This window comes from Flavilitoribacter nigricans DSM 23189 = NBRC 102662 (genome assembly GCF_002646595.1).
GTDB classification, from domain to species: domain Bacteria; phylum Bacteroidota; class Bacteroidia; order Chitinophagales; family Saprospiraceae; genus Flavilitoribacter; species Flavilitoribacter nigricans.
On record NZ_PDUD01000045.1, the window covers coordinates 61,042 to 78,200 of the forward strand.

Here is a 17,159-nt window from a genome sequence, read left to right on the forward strand (position 1 = left end):
AGTCGCTTGAGCTGCTTAACCTTCCATTAACGGGATTTTATAAAACCCATGCAAAAGTAAGGGATATTAGCGACACTACGATGATCGGATGCCATCCCGGACATTGATTAAAAGTCAGGTTGGGGTTTGATGCGGCCCCTTTCCCACATCAGACCAGCATCTCTCCGCCCCGTTCGCCCACCAGGCTACCGATGGCCACGCCCATTCCGCCCATGCGTACGGCAACCACCACGTGATCGCTCAGTCTTTGGACGATTGGCTGTTTTTGAGTGCCGACCCCCATGATGCCGCTCCACCAACTGTCCACCTCAACCGGCCGGTCCGGTAGAATGAGGCTGTGGAGCAGTTCCAGCAAGGCCCGGCGAATCGGCGGTGTCGTACCAAATTCGGTAGTCGTTTCTCCGGTCGGGTCGATATTGCGGCCACCACCCAGCAGGATCCGTCCGTCGATGTTACGAAAATAGTAGTATCCCCGGTCGTAGTGGAAGCAGGCGGCAAAGGGTAAACCGGGCACCGGTTTGGTGATCAGCACCTGGTTGCGGGCCGGAGCTACGGCTAGGTCCGGGAGCAAACGAGCCGCAAAACCGTTGGTGGCGACCAGCACATTTTCCGCCCGGAGGATCCATCCCAGCTCCGTCCGGACCTCCACGCCCTGAGCGCTGTCCTCCAGCCGGTCTACCCCCACTCCGTTGTAAATATCCACGCCCAGAATACGGGCCCGACTCAGCAAGGTGGCCATCATTTTTCCGGTATGGATCTGTCCCTCCGCCTGGTTGTGGATGAGTTGTTGCACGCCGGCAAAACCAAAATCGGCAAGTTTTTCTCCGGCCAGACGGTAGGTATCATCCCGTCCGGTCACCGAACTGAGCGCCCGGTTGTAGGTGTCCATCATATCCCGGCAGCTCTGAAAACGCTCGTTTTCACTTGCCCGGAATAGCTCGTAGCCGCCGTAGGGGCGGTAATCGATCGTGGCATCCCCCAGGCGTTCCCGCAGCCGGCGCAGACCGCGGTATCGCTCTGCGGCCAGGGTGATCACTTCGTCCAGCGGCCTTTCGGATGCGTCATCGAGGAGTTCCGACAAACTGCCGAAACAGGCAAAGCCGGCATTCCTGGTACTGGCCCCGATCGGCAGGGGGCCCCGCTCCAATACGACTACCCGGCGATCGGGCCGACGTTCTTTTAAATGGATCGCGGCACTCAGGCCCACGATGCCGCTGCCGATGATGAGCGTTTCGATGTTGGAAAAAAAACTTTCTTTTTCCCAATAGCTGAGGGAATAGGACGGAAGAGCTGAGTTGTTACCCATGAGTGGAAAGTCATAAGTTCCCGGCTAACGAATTTTACAATTCTTGGCCTATCTTTGCCGGGTAAAAATATTGAAGAATTAAATTAAATCTGATGATCCAAAGGATTCAAACGATCTTTTTAGCTTTAGCCACCATGGCTGCGGGCGGATTACTGGGTCTTCCCTTTGCTTCCACCCCGGAAGCAGAAGCCAATTCCAGCTTGTTTGCAGACCAGGTTTTCAACATTAACGACCACATGGTACTGCTGGTCACTTTCCTGCTGGCCGGCGTTTTCAGCCTGATTGCCATTTTCCTGTTCAAGAACAGGAAGCTACAGATGAACCTCAGTATCATGGCCATCATCGCCACCATTATCGGACTGGGTTTCGGCCTTTTCATTTTTCTGGGTGATCCCGAACACGGGGATGCCGGATTTGAGATCGGCAGCCTGATGCCGGTGTTGATCCTGATCTTTATCATTCTGGGCTGGCGCAGTATCAAAAAAGATGACAAACTGGTAAGATCCATGGACCGGCTTCGATAGCGGATTTCCTACCTACCGGTATATAACAAAAAAAGGTCTTCTCGATAACAAGAAGACCTTTTTTCGTTTTACTCGAAAGTGTTCAGTTCACAGATTATTTTTCTGCTTTCTTCTTAGCCGAGTAGTTTACTTTAAGCTGTCCGGATTTACGAAGCTGGGTTTTGATATCAGAAACGATACCCATGGTTACTTCGCCGTCGATCCGGAGAGAAGAAGTGATCCGATCCCGTTTGTTCTCGGGAAGTTTCACTTTATGTTTTTCTAAGAACAGCGGAATATCCCGTACCGTAGCAAACTTATCTCCCAGCTGGAGACGGGGTTTGGTACCGTAAACGTTTTGATATTGCTGTGTTGGTTTTCCTACGTATAGATAGTTTACCAAAGATTTCTCTTCCAGCTTTGTTAATTCAGAAGCAAAAGGCGTTACCACTTTCACCTTCAGTTCAGCGTCCCGCAGTACGGTAACCACCATAAAGAAGAACAGCAACATGAAAATGATATCCGGCAACGAAGCCGTAGAAATAGCCGGTTTGGCCTTTCCTCTCTTTTTTGAAAATTTTGCCATGGTTTCCCAATTTTAACCGGTACTCATGCTAAGACCGGACGGTGAAAGAAATAAAGTGGCAGTTTTTCGACAACTAGCATCCAGATTATTCCTCACCAAAGGCAGTAGGTTCTGCTTCGGAAAGTACCATCGGGATCTCTTCCCGAATAGCCTTCCGGTAAGCATAAGGCATATCCTCACTGTAATCGCGGCCGTATTTTTTCTGTGCCAACTCGTTCCAAAGCTCGTTGTAGGCAGCTTTGAGTTCGTTGTATACAGACAGGTAGGTACCGTATTCCGTACCCCGGTCGTTTTTCAGTGAAATAATGGCTTTGGTGGGTTTCTCTGACAGATCCGGACGGTTGGTTGGGTTGGCGATGAACTCCTTCGCAAAGTCTTTCAACTCTTCCACGCGCATGGGTTCTCCCCGTACCAGCAACTGATTCTGAGCGTTTACCAGTACTGCAAAAACATTACGTTCCTTCAGTTTGGTAATATCGGGCTCTTCCTCTGACCAGATCGGCAGTTTTACCAGGATACCTTTATCTTCCACGATGGTAGTAGTTACCAAGAAGAAGATCAGCAACAGGAACGCGATATCTGCCATAGATCCGGCATTGATCTCATTGTTCATCCGATCCCTGGAACTCGTCTTAGCCATAGTAATGTTATTTAAAGAAATTGATAATCTCGAATACGATGAATGATACGAACGCAACGGCGATCAACACCAGTGCGGTAGTAATACCTCCTCCGATCATTTTCAGGGTTCCGTCAGTAATTTCGGATTCCTGAGAGATCTGAAACTTATTGATGGATTCCTGGATAGCAGGAGAAACATCAGTTGAAGTTGAGGAGTAGGCGATCACAAAAACAGCAATCAGTACGCCGAAGCCGATCAGGCCCTTAACCGAACCCTTCAGGTTGGAAAAGATCTGGAACAATCCAAAAAGAACCATGGCTACGGTAGCGATAGCAATCAGAACAACTGCCATTTGCAGGCCAAAGTTGAACATGCTGGTCGCATATTGCTCTTCTCTGGGCAAATCGGTGAAGCCGCTGGAGTTGGGAATAACCATTGCGAGGAAAACCACAACGATTAAAGCACCAAGACCAAAAGCTAACGCCTGCCCGTTCTTAACTAAAAAATTATACATAACGGCTTGGTTTTTTCAAAAACGCTCGCAGTAAGGAAAAGAGCAGCAATTCCGGACAATAATATACAATTATTTTCCGGAACTGCCATATATGTCTTTACCTCTAACTAAGCGTTCGATTATCTGTTAAATACATTATTCTCGGCCAGAATGTCTACCAGTGCGATAGAAGCATCTTCCATGCGGTTTACGATACCGTCAATCTTGTTAACGATATAGTTGTAGAAAATCTGGAGAATAATGGCCACAATAAGACCAAATACCGTTGTCAAAAGGGCTACTTTAATACCCCCGGCCACAACTGAAGGAGAAAGGTCACCCACAGCTTCGATCCGGTCGAAGGCCTGGATCATACCGATTACCGTACCCATGAAACCCAACATCGGGGCAATGGCGATAAAGAGTGAAATCCATACGAGGCCGCGTTCCAGCAAGCCCATCTGAACGCTACCGTAAGATACGATGGCTTTTTCAACTGCTTCAGGACCGTCTTTAGCGCTTTTCAGTCCTTCGTAAAGGATGCTGGCAGTAGGTCCGGGAGTTGAACGGGCAACTTCCATAGCGCCTTCTACGCTACCGTTTTTCAGCTCTTCATCGATACGAGCCAACAGTTTGTCAGTGTTCGTAGTTGCGATGTTAAGCGTAATGATGCGCTCAATACAAAAAGCAAGACCGAGGATCAGACAGACGAGTACGAAACTCATGAAGCGCCAGTCTCCGTCGATGAAATACTTTTTAAGTAATTGGAATCCACCACCATCTTCAGTGGCAGCAGCAGCGTCACCCTGTGCGTATAAAGCAGAAGTTGCGAATACCGCCAAGCCCAGTACGAGCAGCGTTACAAATAATTTTCGCATAGTCAGTAAGGTTTTACGATTGTTTAGATTAAAGACCTCAGTGTAAATGAATAAAATTCGCGGAGAGAGAGGGATTCGAACCCTCGATACCCTTGTGGGGTATACACACTTTCCAGGCGTGCGCCTTCGACCACTCGGCCACCTCTCCATACGTTCTTGTAATGAATGGCGATCATTACTCAGCAAAATTAATTATTATGCTGTCTCCAGCAACCCTGGACGTCACAAAAATTGCAAAAAGATGTTACAAATCAAAATTTTTTTAGGCTCATGCCGTTCCCGGACACAGTAAACAGGCCACCAGCACCGGATTGTCGTCAACATGCCATTTCCGTGTTTTAGTTGCTCAACACTTGGCGCTGTGGCTTTTGCGCAAAGATTTTCTCTGCATTAGCCGTAGTAACTTTCGCAATTTCCTCCAGAGAGATACTTTTTATCTCCGATAATTTTTCCGCTACAAAATATACGTAGGCACTCTCGTTTCGTTTCCCTCTTTTCGGTACGGGGGCCAGATAGGGCGCATCCGTTTCGAGTACGAGGTGCTTCAGGTCGATATCGGCAATGGTTTTATCCAGACCGGCGTTCTTGAAGGTCAGCACGCCGCCGATCCCCAGGTGGAAACCCAGGTCGATCGCACGCTGTGCCTGCCCGGCATCGCCGGTAAAGCAGTGAAAGATCCCGCGCAGCCGCTCGTCCTCAATGGTTTCCAGTATGGCCAGGATCTCTTCCGTTGATTCCCGGGCGTGAATAACGATGGGCACATCGAACTCCAGCGCCCAGTCGATCTGGGTCTTAAAAGCTTTCTCCTGGATCGGCAGGGTACTTTTGTCCCAGTACAGATCGATGCCGATCTCCCCGATCGCACAGAAGGATCGTTTATCCAGCCACGACCGGACGATCGCCAGTTCTTCCTCGTAGTTTTCCTGTACCGAACAGGGGTGCAGCCCCATCATCGCAAAACAGCGGTTCGGATAAGTGCTTTCCAGCTCCAGCATGCCCTCGATCGAGCTGCTGTCGATATTCGGCAGGTAAAATTGCTCTACTCCCTGTGCGACGGCTCTCTCGATCATCTCGGACCGGTCGCTCTCAAATTTTTTCGAATACAGGTGCGCGTGCGTATCTATCAGTTTCATCTCATTTTTCCTTTGCCACAAAAGTATAGATTAAATTTCAGATCGTTTTGGTGTACGAACACATTGATTTGATCGTTCGATGATCCAATCATCTGATTATTTGTAATATTGCATTTTGGGTTTCTGGAAAATAGAATCACCCTATTACCGCATCATCAGATCATCAACGAATGACAGGAAAGAAAAAATACTATGTAGTCTGGCAGGGCAATCAACCGGGTATTTACGAGAGCTGGACGGAGTGCCAACTACAGATCAAGGGATTTCCCAACGCAAAATATAAAGCCTTTAAAACCAAAGAGGAAGCCGAACAGGCTTATCGTTCGGGTTATACCTTTACGCCCAAGGCCGCATCTGCGGGTACCAAAAAACCCACCAGTGTGCCGGATTCGGCCCGCAAGGATATCGTCTGGGACAGTATCGCCGTGGATGCCGCCTGCAGTGGTAATCCGGGGGTGATGGAATACCAGGGAGTGGACACCAAATCCGGCATGCAGATCTTCCATCAGAAGTTTGCCCTGGGCACCAACAACATCGGAGAGTTCCTTGCCATCGTACACGCGCTGGCCATGTTCCAGAAACAGGGCAAAAATACGCCTATATATACGGACTCCAGGATCGCCATGGGCTGGGTGAAACGGAAAAAGGCCAAAACCACCCTGAAGCACTCCCCGAAAACGGCCCGCCTGCACGAACTCATCCAGCGGGCGGAGACCTGGCTGAAAAACAATACCTACAAAAATCCGATCCTGAAGTGGGAAACGGAAAGCTGGGGCGAGATCCCGGCGGATTTCGGACGGAAATAAACGGAATAGAGACAAAGATCACCGTGCAGCATCCGGACAGGTGAAAAAAATTACCAAAGTTCTCCGTTGGGTCGCCTAACTTTCTGGAAACAAATTCCAGAGCTATGCGAATATTTACCCTAAGCCTCCTTTGCCTGCTGCTGAGCATCCGGGGGCAGAGCTTCCCGGTACACAGCGTCACGCCCGATGCAGCAACAACTTCCACCATCAGTCTGGAAGACATTCGGGACCTGAAAAACAAGGAACTCGGTAAAAAACTGGGCCGCCGCCTGTCCCTGCGGGAATCTCTCACTTTTTCCCTGATCCGGGGAAAACTCAAACGAGCCGCCAAAAAGGCGAAAAAGCACGGGAAAGGAATGCAGGAAACGACGGTCGCTGACGTCGGTATGTATTCTTTCTTCGGTGGGGCCCTGGCGGCGGGCATAGCCAGTGCGATCAGCGCTCCGGCTTTACTTTACGTCGCTCTGCTGGGGTGTCTGCTCGCCGTTATCCTCGGAGCGATCGGCATGAAAAAATTCAAGGCGAACAATCCCGATAAATATCGCATCGCCAAGACCGCTTTCTGGCTGGGACTCAGCACGATGCTGGTCGCGATCCTGGGTCTGATGCTAATTTCCATCATCTTCTCCAATCTGTTTAACTGAGCCGAGCCGGCACAACTAGTCACGGATGGTCTTGCGCGAAGCTTGACCGCCGTTGGTGACGATACCGGGCATTTCTCATGGGAATCAGGAGTTAAAAGTCCCGTAGGGACGAGATATAGGTAGCCCGTCTAAATAATTCGGGAGATTCAGCGTGCCGTAGGTACGCAATATGGTTTTACATGGCGTACCTACGGCACGCTAAACCGGGAAATGGTCATTTTGCTACCTACATTTTGTGCCTAAAGGCACATTAATTCCCAGTTTAATTCCTGATTGGCATTTCTCTCCTTTGGGATATACTGCTCTCTGTGTTTTTGGCCTGGATCTAACCTGGACTTTAGGTTTTTGAAAAATTAGAGAGAACTCCCCAGGGTGCGTAAATTTGAAGTAACCACACTTTAAATTTATGATCACACTACCCGAAGAGTTCTCCCAACAAATATCGGCATTTGCCGGGCTATTTAGCAAAAAGGTCTTTGAACATGCGAAGGTTTTAATTACCGGTTGCTTATTGGTAGTAGGCCGCCGAACAGTTTGCAGTGCTTTACGAGCAGTTGGCCTAAGTCAGTACAAGCGCTTTGATAAATATCACTCGGTATTGAGCAAAGCCAAATGGTCTTGTTATCGAGCCGCCCGGATTTTACTGCTACTGTTAGTGGATCACTTTTCACCGGCCGCATCATACTTGGTCTTTGGCATCGATGAAACGATCGAAAGACGCCGAGGAGCCAAGATCAAAGCCAAGGGAATCTACCGAGATCCGGTTCGATCCAGTAAGTCACATTTTGTTAAATGTAGCGGCTTGCGTTGGATCAGCTTGATGTTGCTTACCCCCATTAGTTGGGCCGATCGGGTCTGGGCCTTACCTTTTCTAACGGTTTTGGCTCCTTCCGAGCGTTACCACCAACAGCGGGGAAAGGCTCACAAAAAGATCACCGATTGGGCTCGACAAATGATGCTACAACTGAGCCGTTGGCTGCCTAATCGACTGATTATCATCGTGGCAGATTCCAGCTACTCAGCTATTGACCTGCTGGATAGTGTACGCCGGCACGTTTGTATGATCACTCGTCTGCGATTAGATGCAGCCCTTTATGACTTTGTACCTCCAAGACCTGCGGGGCAGGTAGGCCGCAAACGAAAAAAGGGGGAGCGACAACCAACCTTGCTGCAACGACTCGACGATCCCGAGACGAAGTGGACAGAGATGGTTATCCCAAAATGGTACAACCATGGTGCCAGATCAATGTGTATAGCAAGTGGAACTGCCATCTGGTATCATTCCGGAATGCCTCCGGCGCCTATTCGCTGGGTACTTACTAAGGACCCAGGTGGGAATATCGATCCGGCAGCCCTGCTGTCAACCAATCTAGACTTAGATTCGGCTCAGATTATCGACTTCTTTATTCGAAGATGGACCGTCGAGGTTACCTTTGAAGAAGTCAGAGCACATCTGGGAGTAGAAACCCAACGTCAATGGTCGGACCTGGCTATCGCTAGATCTACACCAATTTTGATGGCTATGTTCACCCTCATTACCCTCTGGGCAGATCATTTACAAAAGCAAAACCGACTAGTCATAAAACCTTGTGCATGGTATCAAAAATCACGCCCGACTTTTTCGGACGCTATCGCCTCGGTCAGATACCGAGTTTGGCGAAATCAGCATTTTTGCACATCCATTTTTCAGGCGGATATGCAAAAATTAAATCCGCCCTGGGCTGAGCATTTGATTTATATGCTGACCAGGGCCGCTTAAAAACCTAAAGTCCAGCTAACAAATGATCATATAATTGCCCAGACCCAAAAAAACATTGGCGGCGATACATAAGCCGGCGAGTACCCACCTTTTTTTCCAGATCAATTTTCGCAGGAAAAAGTAGACCAAAAAACTGGCGGTGATCAGGAAAAGCGTAATAGCTATTCCAAGTGCATGAAAGCGGCAGAAATTACCGAGGGTCCCGTCGATATACAGTACCAGATGGAGGATCATGGATACGCCCAACCATCCCAGATAGGGATCTTTCGATTCCGGGATAGGATCATCTGCGTCCAGTATATCTTTCATTTATCGGATCTTGAGCCGTTCCCGCAACGCTAAGCCAACTTTTCCACCTTGGTCTCGGTGGTCAGTTGCAGGTCGGCGTCCAGATTAAGCAAATTCAGGCCGGGCTTTTTGCCGGCTTCGATACTTCCCAGGCTATCCGCAAAACCCAGCGCTTCGGCCCCGTTCAGGGTGGCCCAGCGGATAAGGGTCTCGAAGGGCACATAGGACTGGTAGCGGGCAATGGTCTTCATCTCTTCGAGTACGGATAATTGCCAGTTGGACGTAAGGCTATCGGTGCCGATGGTCATCCGGGCGTTGTTGTCGAGGAAGGACTGGTAGTTCGGCAGGCGGTTCTCGATGTAAAGATTGGCATTGGCGCAGGTGGCCCAGTATAATTTATCGCTCCAGTCGTGAGCGGCCCGGATATCTTCCGGCCGAGTCATCGTATTGTGTACAAAGAGCGTACGGCTGTTCGGATCCATATTTTCCAGCGCGTAGTGGATGGCCGTCTTACCCGTTGCCGAAAACTCGGTGAGGGGAATATTGAATGTACGGTAAAACTCTTTGAAACCACCCGTTTTCGTCAGGAATAGCTCGTCTTCGTGCGGCGTTTCCTGATTGTGGATACTCACGGTGATATTCTTCCCCTTATTGAGCTCCCGGATCATCCGAAACAACTTTTGGGAAACCGTATAGGGCGCGTGGGGAACATAGCTCTTCACATTACCACCACCGGTACTCTGCCCCGCAAATACCGGCTCGTACTGCTCGTGGGTGGTCTGAGCGGCCCCGTCCTGCAGGAAGTCAAACATTTCCACAAAGGTGTGGTAGCGGATCTCGCTCTTTTCCTTACGCCCGGCGGTATCCAGTTTATTGGAAATGTCCCCTACCGCCACGATCCCCTGATCGTACATGTACTGATCCGCCTGATCGATCGCATCGAGGATCTGATCCTGGGGAAAATCCCGGAAAGCAACTACTTTTTGCAGGAATGGCAACAGGCCGGTACCCGTATCGACCAATCCTTTCATATGGGATAGTTCCAGGTGGCAATGGGTATTGACAAAACCCGGAACGATGATGCCTTCGTAATTCTCCACACTACCCGGATCGTGCTGCTCCATCTGATCGACGGATAAAATGGTACCGTCGTCTTCTAAAACGATTACTCCGTTAACGATCGGGGCTCCGGAAACGGGAAAGATGAGATCAGCCGATATTTTTCGCATGGATGCTTTTTCCTGCAAGTATAGGGAATTCTGGAAATTTCCGGCCTAGATGGGATGGGTTTTAGAGTTGATGGGGGTAGGCAGGTGATAATTATTATACTGACGTAAAATTGGTTTGGGAAATCCAAACCAGTTTAAGTACAGCATATCCTGACGCGAAGTGTTTTGAAAAAATTCCAAACCACTTCGCATCATGTATAGCGGACACCGACCGGAGGTCGGTGTTACAAGCAAAACGGCCAGGAAACTAATTCCCCGGCCGTCGCAAAAACGGTGATTTCTTACAAGAACTGTTTTTAATTGTCAGGTGTCAGGTTGTTAGGGGTCAGGTGTCAGATTATCAGGTGTCAGATTTTAGGGGTCAGATTTTCGGGGGTCAGGGGTGCATTTGGGTGGTATCTACCCCTAACTGCTTCAGGAGTTTCAGGGAATTGGCCCGGACGTTGGCGGGTGGATTGAGCGATAACGACTTTTTGAAAGCCTTGATCGCGTTGTCCTTATCGCCGACCGTGACGTATCCTTCTCCCAGACTATCCCAGACATTGGCATCCTCCGGATATTTATCGGTATTGGCTTTGAATATCTCGATGGCCTGTTGGGGTTTTCCACCGAAAAGCAACTGATAGCCATAGGTATTCAGCTCGGCATTGGTTCCCCGCTCGATGGCTTCTTCCTTCATTTTCTCCGCTTCCTTATTATCTCCCTTGGCCGCCAGATAGGTGGATTGGGCCATCATATTGGTCATTTGCGGACTCATACGAACGGAAGTTGCCCCCCATTTTACGGCGCGGTTCATGTCGCCGTTATTTTGGGCGAAAGCCGCGGCGGCATTCCATTCTTTCCAGGTGGTCGGAAACGCATCCAGGTCCTTTTCCAGTACGGTCAGGATTACTTCGGGATCCGGTTTTTTCCCTTCGCCGGCTTTCATCTGCGCGGTGATCCTGGCTTTCGTCAGCAGGTTTTGGGACGTCGGGTTGATGAATACCGAACGGGTCGCCCAGGCCAGGCCCTGCTTGAGGTCCAGATTATTTACCAGGCTGTAATTCGCCGCTTCGTTCCAACCCTGCCAGGTCCAGCCGGCCTTATCGCGTAGTTCTTCGCTGATGCTGGCCAGTACGGTGGATCCCAGATCAACCGTGTAGTTGAAAGCGATCCGGCGTTTGCCCCAACTGAGGGCACAGGTCCCGGCATCATTACCGTTGGGCAAAAACTCGTAGGTCAGGTATTCATAGAAATGATCGGTGGGTTCATTTTTCACTTCCACCCGGAGGGCATCTTCCTGCGGATCGTAGGAAAAGCTCCCCCAGGACGTGCTGTTGTTGGAGAAGATCACCGTGGAGTGCTCCTCCCCTACTTCCATGTGGAGACCGTAGGAACCGGCAGCCAGCGCTTTACCTTCTACCTGCACGTCCGTCGAAAAATGAATGACCGTATTCTCATTGGCGCCTGCCCGCCAAACCTGGCCCTGGGGCACCAGCGTACCCCAGATATCGCGCTCCTGGGCTGCGGGACGGTGGTATACCACCTTTACATCAGTGAGGCCGATCCGCTGGCTTACCATCGCTTTCGGACTGGCCGTGGGTGTGGAGAGTAGCTGGGTCTGTCCGCCCAGATAGAATGGCAGGCTCACGATAAGGCAGGCCAGCCACCATGATCTACAGTGGATGTTTTTCATAACAAAAAGTTCGGGTGATTTAATTACAGTCGTAGTGATTACGTCGTTGTTACCAAAGATACAGGCTCTGTTCGCCGAAGGCAAAGGATATGTGACGGATGAAGGAAATTGTGATGACTTGCGGCCGGAAATATTTTACTGCACCGGATCGTCGAAAAACTTTTCGATATCCTCGCGAAAGCTGCGGCTGGACTGGAGTTGGCGGCCGTTGCGCAGCGAGAACTGGTACTGGCCATTGCCGTCATAGCGTTTGCCGCTCAGATAATTGGTATTGATCAGGATCGAACGATGAATACGGAGAAAGGGATGCCCCTGGGTTTCTTCCACAAAAGCCTGTAGCGTCTGCCGGATGAGGTAAGTATCATCCGCCAGGAAAAGCTGCAGGTAATTGCCTTGCGCTTCCACGCACTGGATATCCAGCAGATTAATAAACTGGGTTTTGCCCCGGTCCTTTATCTCGATCCGGAGGCTTTCCGGCATCTGCTGGTGCTCGAACTCCTGCAGTACATGGAGCATCCGGTGGTGCAGTGTGGCCTGATCCCGGGTCTGGATCTGCCGGCGGGCGTGATCGAGCGCGCGATCGAAGCGTTCGTTATCGTAGGGTTTCAGCAGGTAGTCTACGGCGTGCACATCGAAGGCCTTGAGTGCATACTGATCGTAGGCGGTCACAAAAATGATAAAAGGGATCTTGTCCTTATCCATCTTGGCCAGCACATCGAAGCCATTAAAATCCGGCATTTGAATGTCGAGAAAAACCAGATCCGGTCGGTAGTCCGTGATCTGTCGCAGTGCCTCCTTGCCGTTGCGGCACTCTCCCAGCAGGGTAATGAAATCATATCCCTGCAGTAATTTACAGATCCGCGCCCGGGCCAGCGGCTCGTCATCGACGACCAGTGTTTTGATCTTTCTCATGCTTCCGGTCTTTTGATGGGCAGGAGAATGCAAACCGAGAACCCTTCTTCTGGACGGGTGGTAATTTCCATTTCGGCCGTTTCGCCGTAAAGCAGTTCCAGCCGTTTTTTGACATTACTCAGGCCAATACCCGCCCGGAGCAGTTCTTCCGGACTGAGGTCCGTACCGCAACCATCGTCGCGGATCACCATTTCCACTTTATCGTCGAGTTTGCGGGTGATCACCTCGATCTTTCCATCGTTGCTCCGGTTGGAGAACCCATGCTTGATAGCATTTTCCACCAGCGGCTGCAGGATCAGGTGCGGTACCCAGATCTCCTGGGTTGCATCGTCAATATCGTACTGCACGCTCAGCCGATCGTTAAACCGCGTCTGTTCAATGTCCAGGTAATTGCGTACAAATTCCAATTCCTCGCGCAAGGGAATGAAATTGCGTTCATCCTTATCCAACACGAAGCGCAGTAAGCCCCCCAGGCGGGACACGACCTTCTGGGCCGCATTCACATTGATCTCCATCAGAGAGGAGATCGTATTAAGGGTATTGAACAGGAAGTGAGGCTGGAGTTGCAACCGCAAGGCGTTCAAACGGGCGCTGGATAACTGGTTTTCCACTTTCACCAGTTCCAGTTCTTTATTCCGGAATTTGCGTTGCATGCGCATCGCAGTCAGAATGGCGTAAATGATCCAGTATTCCAGAAAGCGATCCGGCACGGCAATTCGCAGGCCTCTGATGATATAGGCCATATTATCATCGCCCAGCGGATAATATCCCAGCCAGTTGGCCGGTATGGCCAGCATCAGGCTGGAGGTGAATTCGTGGAAAAAGCAGATGGTCAGACTCAGCGCCAGGGCGATCCCCTTCGTTCGCCAGGGGGAATCGTGTATCGGGAAACGCTCAAAAAAATAGTTGAGCAGCGGCAACAAGAGGGCCCATAGCAAATAATTCACCGTGTGTACCCCAAGGGTACGGCCCAGCTTGAAATACTCCAGTTCATTAAAGTATTTCAGCCGCAGATAGGACTTCAACGTAAAAAGACAAGCCAGTAATAGAGCTACCAGTATACCCTGCCAATACGGGATGGGCGCATACTTTTTCCAATTCATACTGCAAAGAACGGGAAATTCCGACTTCTCTCCTACCTTCTGGTGATTAATGACTTGGGTTGTGACGGATGTTTGATGAGGGGGAGACGGGGAGATTGGGTGACGAGGTGAGGGGGGGATTGGGTGAGGGGGTGATTGGGTGAGGGGGTGATTGGGGGACGGGGTGAGGGGGGCGTAAAAAAAATAGTGCTGATTTTTTTATGGAAAATTGGTCGTTCTCTACTCTTTAGTATACAGGCTGGTTGAAAGGCCTTATTCTCTCTAACACCTTAAATCTAAAAGATGAAACAAAAAATTCGCGCTCATCATGATCTGGAAGTATATCAAATGGCTTTTAAAATGGCCATGAATATCTTTACCATAACCAAATCTTTTCCAAAAGAAGAGACCTATTCCATGACGGATCAGCTCCGTAGATCTTCCCGTTCGGTTTGTGCAAATATTGCAGAAGGATTTCGAAAGAGACGTTATAAAGCGGCGATGATCGCCAAATATAGTGATGCGGAAACTGAAGCGGCAGAAACCCAGGTCTGGCGGGATTTTGCCTATCACTGCCAGTATTTAGATCAAAAAAATTATCAGGATCTGAAACAACAGTATGACTATATAATCGGCAAAATCATCACCATTATAAACAGTCCGGATCAATGGGTCATTAAATAATATCAGCCAGGCCGGGGAGAGCCATCACCCAATCTCCCCGTCTCACCCCTCTCCTTGTCACCCCATCCCCTTGTCACCCCATCTCCCCCTCACCAAGTCTCCTTGTCAACTCAAACGTCTCCCAGCTGCGGCCGCAGCTGCATTTCTTCCACCACCGTACTCGGTCCCATCGACCAGACGGCGAAGACTGCTTCTGCAATATCCTCTACCGGCATGATGCGTTCTTTCGGGATGTCGGCCCCTTCCCAGGATGCCGTCCAGGTAGCGCCGGGCATCAGGGCGGTTACTTTGACGTGTTTTTCTTTTAGTTCCATGCGCAGTGCCCGGGTGAGCCCCAGCAAAGCGTGTTTGCTGATCACGTAAGAACCGGCATTCGGGAAAGAGATCTTGCTCGCTACGGAGCATATATTAATAATGTGTCCTTTTCCGGCATCGATCATCAGGGGGACCAGTTCCCGGCACAGCCGGTAGGGGCCGTATACATTCACCTGCAGGGAGCGATCCAGATTGCTTTCGGGCTCGGTGAGCAGATTGTCCTGCAAAAAGATGCCGGCGTTATTTACCAGGAGGTCCAGTGTGCCCCATTCCTTCCGGATGCGTTCGGCCAGCCGGTCGATATCATCCGACGAGCTGACGTCCGCGGCCAGAGCCAGAATATCGATGTCCGGGAAATCATTTTGCAGGGCCTGTTTCAGGTCGTTTACATCCGATTCGGTGCGTGCGGTAACCGCTATATCCATACCCGCCCGGGCGAAGCGAAAGGCGATTGCCCGGCCCATTCCCTTGGTGGCGCCGGTGATCAGTACTTTTCCGGGTGCTATATTATCCTTGCTCATCTCAACTTCTTTATCAATACTGGTGTTGTGTGGATTAGTAAAGTTTACAAAATAGCGTATTTTTGGCGATTCTACCGAAAACCGAGTCCGGAGAACATCTATTCATATGATCGTTATTAATTTTTTAAAAGAGCTGGGCCGCTACTTCATTATGCTCGGCACGGCCTTTTCCCGCCCGGAAAAATTTTCGATGTACTATCGGGAAACCATGCGGCAAATGAACGACATCGGCGTAGGCTCGCTGATCATCGTTTGTGTCATCGCCGTGTTTATCGGAGCGGTTACTGCGGTACAGTTCGCCTACCAGTTGGAGGGCAACCTGATCCCGATGTACTATATCGGTTACATCGTGCGGGACAGTACCATCATCGAACTGGCGCCGACCATTACCTGTCTGGTGCTGGCCGGTAAGGTGGGCTCCAATATCGCGGCCGAGATCGGTGGGATGCGGCAGAAAGAGCATATCGATGCCATGGAGATCATGGGCGTCAATACCGCAGCTTATCTCATCATGCCCAAAGTGATCGCGGCCCTGGTGGTGATCCCGATGCTCGTGGCCCTGGCGGCTTTTGTAAGTGTCATTGGTGGTTATCTGGCGGCGGTCCCCGGTGGACTGATGTCGCATTCGGACTATGTACTGGGGGTTCGCTCCTTCTTTGTAGAGCGGAACATCACCATTATGTTCATCAAAGCGGCGGTTTTTGCCTTTATTCTTACCTCGGTATCGAGCTATCAGGGTTATTACGTGCAGGGAGGTAGTATTGAGTTGGGTAAAGCCAGTACCAATGCCGTGGTATTCAGTGACATTCTCATCCTGCTGGCGGACTATTTAATTGCAGTGTTGTTAACCTAATATGTTATGATCAGAACGGAGGATCTTCACAAATCATTCGACGGAGTTGAAGTACTGAAGGGTATTACCACGGAGTTTTACCAGGGTAAGACCAATTTGATCATCGGCCGAAGCGGCGCCGGGAAAACCGTACTGCTCAAACTCCTGGTCGGATTGTTCCGCCCCACCAGCGGCCGGGTCTGGTACGACGATGTCGACCTGTATTCGCTGAATAAAAAACAGTTGCGGAATATCCGCATGCAGGTAGGTATGCTCTTTCAGGGTTCGGCCCTGTTCGATTCCATGACGGTGGAGGAGAATGTGCGCTTCCCGCTGGATATGTTCACCAATAAAACCCGGAAAGAAAAACTGGACCGCGTCAATTACTGTCTGGAAAGGGTTAATCTGGAGGGTGTCAACAGCAAGTTCCCTTCCGAGACCAGTGGTGGTATGCAGAAACGGGTTGGTATCGCGCGCTCCATCGTGCTGGGGCCGAAATACCTGTTTTGCGACGAACCCAACTCCGGTCTGGACCCCAAAACGTCCATCGTGATCGACGAACTGATCAAAAGTATCACCGAAGAACAAAACATCACCACGGTGATCAATACCCACGATATGAACTCGGTGATGGAAATCGGGGAAAATATCGTACTACTGAGTAACGGTCAGATTGCCTGGCGCGGGAATAAATCTGAGGTACTCACCAGTGACAGTGATACACTACGCGATTTTATCTTTGCCTCGCCTTTCCTGCAAAAGTTGCGGAGTACGGCTCTGGAGAAGGAATAGGCAACCAACGGCCGCTTGCAGGTAATGAAATTTCAATGCGATTATCTGTAATTTTTATTCGCTTTTCCGCTTTCATTTTAATTGAATAAGTATATCTTT

Annotated in this window: 19 protein-coding genes and 1 tRNA gene; 7 read left to right on the top strand and 13 right to left on the bottom strand. The window is 50.1% G+C overall.

Annotated elements, in window-relative coordinates; all coding sequences use genetic code 11:
* Window positions 1–148: 148 nt before the first annotated feature.
* Window positions 149–1,306 (bottom strand): NAD(P)/FAD-dependent oxidoreductase, encoded by a 1,158-nt coding sequence (locus CRP01_RS34030; RefSeq protein WP_099154553.1) that lies wholly within the window; start codon window positions 1,304–1,306, stop codon window positions 149–151.
* A 92-nt stretch (window positions 1,307–1,398) separates the two neighbouring features.
* Between CRP01_RS34030 and CRP01_RS34035 the strand changes: the two genes are divergently transcribed.
* Entirely contained in the window at window positions 1,399–1,830 is a 432-nt protein-coding gene (locus CRP01_RS34035; RefSeq protein ID WP_099154554.1) for a DUF4293 domain-containing protein, read from the top strand.
* 94 nt (window positions 1,831–1,924) lie between these two features.
* Here the strand turns inward: CRP01_RS34035 and CRP01_RS34040 are convergent, their stop codons facing one another.
* The 6 genes from CRP01_RS34040 to CRP01_RS34065 form a co-directional block, all read right to left on the bottom strand.
* On the bottom strand, window positions 1,925–2,395 hold the full coding sequence (locus tag CRP01_RS34040; protein ID WP_099154555.1) for an ExbD/TolR family protein: 471 nt from the start codon (window positions 2,393–2,395) through the stop codon (window positions 1,925–1,927).
* An 85-nt stretch (window positions 2,396–2,480) separates the two neighbouring features.
* A complete protein-coding gene (locus CRP01_RS34045; RefSeq protein WP_099154556.1) occupies window positions 2,481–3,035 on the bottom strand; it encodes an ExbD/TolR family protein in 555 nt (184 codons plus the stop codon).
* 7 nt (window positions 3,036–3,042) lie between these two features.
* Window positions 3,043–3,531, bottom strand: coding sequence for a hypothetical protein (locus CRP01_RS34050; RefSeq protein ID WP_099154557.1), 489 nt, complete (start codon window positions 3,529–3,531; stop codon window positions 3,043–3,045).
* 119 nt (window positions 3,532–3,650) lie between these two features.
* Entirely contained in the window at window positions 3,651–4,388 is a 738-nt protein-coding gene (locus CRP01_RS34055) for a MotA/TolQ/ExbB proton channel family protein (protein WP_099154558.1), read from the bottom strand.
* Window positions 4,389–4,448: 60 nt separating this feature from the next.
* A tRNA-Ser gene (locus CRP01_RS34060) sits at window positions 4,449–4,536 on the bottom strand.
* A 190-nt stretch (window positions 4,537–4,726) separates the two neighbouring features.
* Window positions 4,727–5,521: a TatD family hydrolase gene (locus CRP01_RS34065; protein ID WP_185154587.1), complete on the bottom strand. Its 795-nt coding sequence runs from the start codon at window positions 5,519–5,521 to the stop codon at window positions 4,727–4,729.
* Between the two features lie 170 nt (window positions 5,522–5,691).
* On the opposite strand from CRP01_RS34065, the gene CRP01_RS34070 reads away from it, so the two are divergent.
* The 3 genes from CRP01_RS34070 to CRP01_RS34080 all read left to right on the top strand — a co-directional run bounded on the left by CRP01_RS34070 (window position 5,692) and on the right by CRP01_RS34080 (window position 8,730).
* Window positions 5,692–6,327, top strand: coding sequence for a ribonuclease H1 domain-containing protein (locus CRP01_RS34070; RefSeq protein ID WP_099154559.1), 636 nt, complete (start codon window positions 5,692–5,694; stop codon window positions 6,325–6,327).
* 104 nt (window positions 6,328–6,431) lie between these two features.
* Window positions 6,432–6,971 carry a hypothetical protein gene (locus CRP01_RS34075; protein ID WP_099154560.1) on the top strand — a complete coding sequence of 180 codons (540 nt, stop codon included), beginning with the start codon at window positions 6,432–6,434 and terminating at the stop codon, window positions 6,969–6,971.
* A 406-nt stretch (window positions 6,972–7,377) separates the two neighbouring features.
* The gene (locus tag CRP01_RS34080) at window positions 7,378–8,730 is read left to right on the top strand and encodes an IS701 family transposase (RefSeq protein WP_099154561.1); all 1,353 of its coding nucleotides are present in this window, start codon (window positions 7,378–7,380) and stop codon (window positions 8,728–8,730) included.
* 15 nt (window positions 8,731–8,745) lie between these two features.
* Here the strand turns inward: CRP01_RS34080 and CRP01_RS34085 are convergent, their stop codons facing one another.
* From CRP01_RS34085 to CRP01_RS34105, 5 genes are all read right to left on the bottom strand, one after another.
* Window positions 8,746–9,039, bottom strand: coding sequence for a hypothetical protein (locus CRP01_RS34085; protein WP_099154562.1), 294 nt, complete (start codon window positions 9,037–9,039; stop codon window positions 8,746–8,748).
* 29 nt (window positions 9,040–9,068) lie between these two features.
* Window positions 9,069–10,247: an amidohydrolase family protein gene (locus CRP01_RS34090; RefSeq protein ID WP_099154563.1), complete on the bottom strand. Its 1,179-nt coding sequence runs from the start codon at window positions 10,245–10,247 to the stop codon at window positions 9,069–9,071.
* Between the two features lie 376 nt (window positions 10,248–10,623).
* The gene (locus CRP01_RS34095) at window positions 10,624–11,922 is read right to left on the bottom strand and encodes a DUF2911 domain-containing protein (RefSeq protein ID WP_099154564.1); all 1,299 of its coding nucleotides are present in this window, start codon (window positions 11,920–11,922) and stop codon (window positions 10,624–10,626) included.
* Between the two features lie 135 nt (window positions 11,923–12,057).
* Entirely contained in the window at window positions 12,058–12,834 is a 777-nt protein-coding gene (locus CRP01_RS34100) for a LytR/AlgR family response regulator transcription factor (protein WP_099154565.1), read from the bottom strand.
* Window positions 12,831–13,937, bottom strand: coding sequence for a sensor histidine kinase (locus CRP01_RS34105; protein WP_099154566.1), 1,107 nt, complete (start codon window positions 13,935–13,937; stop codon window positions 12,831–12,833). The genes CRP01_RS34100 and CRP01_RS34105 overlap by 4 nt, the downstream gene beginning before the upstream one ends.
* Window positions 13,938–14,219: 282 nt before the next feature.
* Between CRP01_RS34105 and CRP01_RS34110 the strand changes: the two genes are divergently transcribed.
* On the top strand, window positions 14,220–14,600 hold the full coding sequence (locus CRP01_RS34110) for a four helix bundle protein (RefSeq protein WP_099154567.1): 381 nt from the start codon (window positions 14,220–14,222) through the stop codon (window positions 14,598–14,600).
* 110 nt (window positions 14,601–14,710) lie between these two features.
* Here the strand turns inward: CRP01_RS34110 and CRP01_RS34115 are convergent, their stop codons facing one another.
* Window positions 14,711–15,436 carry an SDR family NAD(P)-dependent oxidoreductase gene (locus tag CRP01_RS34115; RefSeq protein ID WP_099154568.1) on the bottom strand — a complete coding sequence of 242 codons (726 nt, stop codon included), beginning with the start codon at window positions 15,434–15,436 and terminating at the stop codon, window positions 14,711–14,713.
* A 106-nt stretch (window positions 15,437–15,542) separates the two neighbouring features.
* Between CRP01_RS34115 and CRP01_RS34120 the strand changes: the two genes are divergently transcribed.
* Together CRP01_RS34120 and CRP01_RS34125 are read left to right on the top strand one after the other, a co-directional pair.
* Complete coding sequence (locus CRP01_RS34120; protein WP_099154569.1) at window positions 15,543–16,289, top strand: MlaE family ABC transporter permease; 747 nt, start codon at window positions 15,543–15,545, stop codon at window positions 16,287–16,289.
* Window positions 16,290–16,295: 6 nt separating this feature from the next.
* A complete protein-coding gene (locus tag CRP01_RS34125; RefSeq protein ID WP_099154570.1) occupies window positions 16,296–17,060 on the top strand; it encodes an ABC transporter ATP-binding protein in 765 nt (254 codons plus the stop codon).
* Window positions 17,061–17,159 lie beyond the last annotated feature (99 nt).

Excerpts from the sequence above, each read along its gene's own strand:
- CRP01_RS34030 (WP_099154553.1), bottom strand. The coding sequence starts at position 1,306 with ATGGGTAACAACTCAGCTCTTCCGTCCTATTCCCTCAGCTATTGGGAA.
- CRP01_RS34035 (WP_099154554.1), top strand. The coding sequence starts at position 1,399 with ATGATCCAAAGGATTCAAACGATCTTTTTAGCTTTAGCCACCATGGCT.
- CRP01_RS34040 (WP_099154555.1), bottom strand. The coding sequence starts at position 2,395 with ATGGCAAAATTTTCAAAAAAGAGAGGAAAGGCCAAACCGGCTATTTCT.
- CRP01_RS34045 (WP_099154556.1), bottom strand. The coding sequence starts at position 3,035 with ATGGCTAAGACGAGTTCCAGGGATCGGATGAACAATGAGATCAATGCC.
- CRP01_RS34050 (WP_099154557.1), bottom strand. The coding sequence starts at position 3,531 with ATGTATAATTTTTTAGTTAAGAACGGGCAGGCGTTAGCTTTTGGTCTT.
- CRP01_RS34055 (WP_099154558.1), bottom strand. The coding sequence starts at position 4,388 with ATGCGAAAATTATTTGTAACGCTGCTCGTACTGGGCTTGGCGGTATTC.
- CRP01_RS34065 (WP_185154587.1), bottom strand. The coding sequence starts at position 5,521 with ATGAAACTGATAGATACGCACGCGCACCTGTATTCGAAAAAATTTGAG.
- CRP01_RS34070 (WP_099154559.1), top strand. The coding sequence starts at position 5,692 with ATGACAGGAAAGAAAAAATACTATGTAGTCTGGCAGGGCAATCAACCG.
- CRP01_RS34075 (WP_099154560.1), top strand. The coding sequence starts at position 6,432 with ATGCGAATATTTACCCTAAGCCTCCTTTGCCTGCTGCTGAGCATCCGG.
- CRP01_RS34080 (WP_099154561.1), top strand. The coding sequence starts at position 7,378 with ATGATCACACTACCCGAAGAGTTCTCCCAACAAATATCGGCATTTGCC.
- CRP01_RS34085 (WP_099154562.1), bottom strand. The coding sequence starts at position 9,039 with ATGAAAGATATACTGGACGCAGATGATCCTATCCCGGAATCGAAAGAT.
- CRP01_RS34090 (WP_099154563.1), bottom strand. The coding sequence starts at position 10,247 with ATGCGAAAAATATCGGCTGATCTCATCTTTCCCGTTTCCGGAGCCCCG.
- CRP01_RS34095 (WP_099154564.1), bottom strand. The coding sequence starts at position 11,922 with ATGAAAAACATCCACTGTAGATCATGGTGGCTGGCCTGCCTTATCGTG.
- CRP01_RS34100 (WP_099154565.1), bottom strand. The coding sequence starts at position 12,834 with ATGAGAAAGATCAAAACACTGGTCGTCGATGACGAGCCGCTGGCCCGG.
- CRP01_RS34105 (WP_099154566.1), bottom strand. The coding sequence starts at position 13,937 with ATGAATTGGAAAAAGTATGCGCCCATCCCGTATTGGCAGGGTATACTG.
- CRP01_RS34110 (WP_099154567.1), top strand. The coding sequence starts at position 14,220 with ATGAAACAAAAAATTCGCGCTCATCATGATCTGGAAGTATATCAAATG.
- CRP01_RS34115 (WP_099154568.1), bottom strand. The coding sequence starts at position 15,436 with ATGAGCAAGGATAATATAGCACCCGGAAAAGTACTGATCACCGGCGCC.
- CRP01_RS34120 (WP_099154569.1), top strand. The coding sequence starts at position 15,543 with ATGATCGTTATTAATTTTTTAAAAGAGCTGGGCCGCTACTTCATTATG.
- CRP01_RS34125 (WP_099154570.1), top strand. The coding sequence starts at position 16,296 with ATGATCAGAACGGAGGATCTTCACAAATCATTCGACGGAGTTGAAGTA.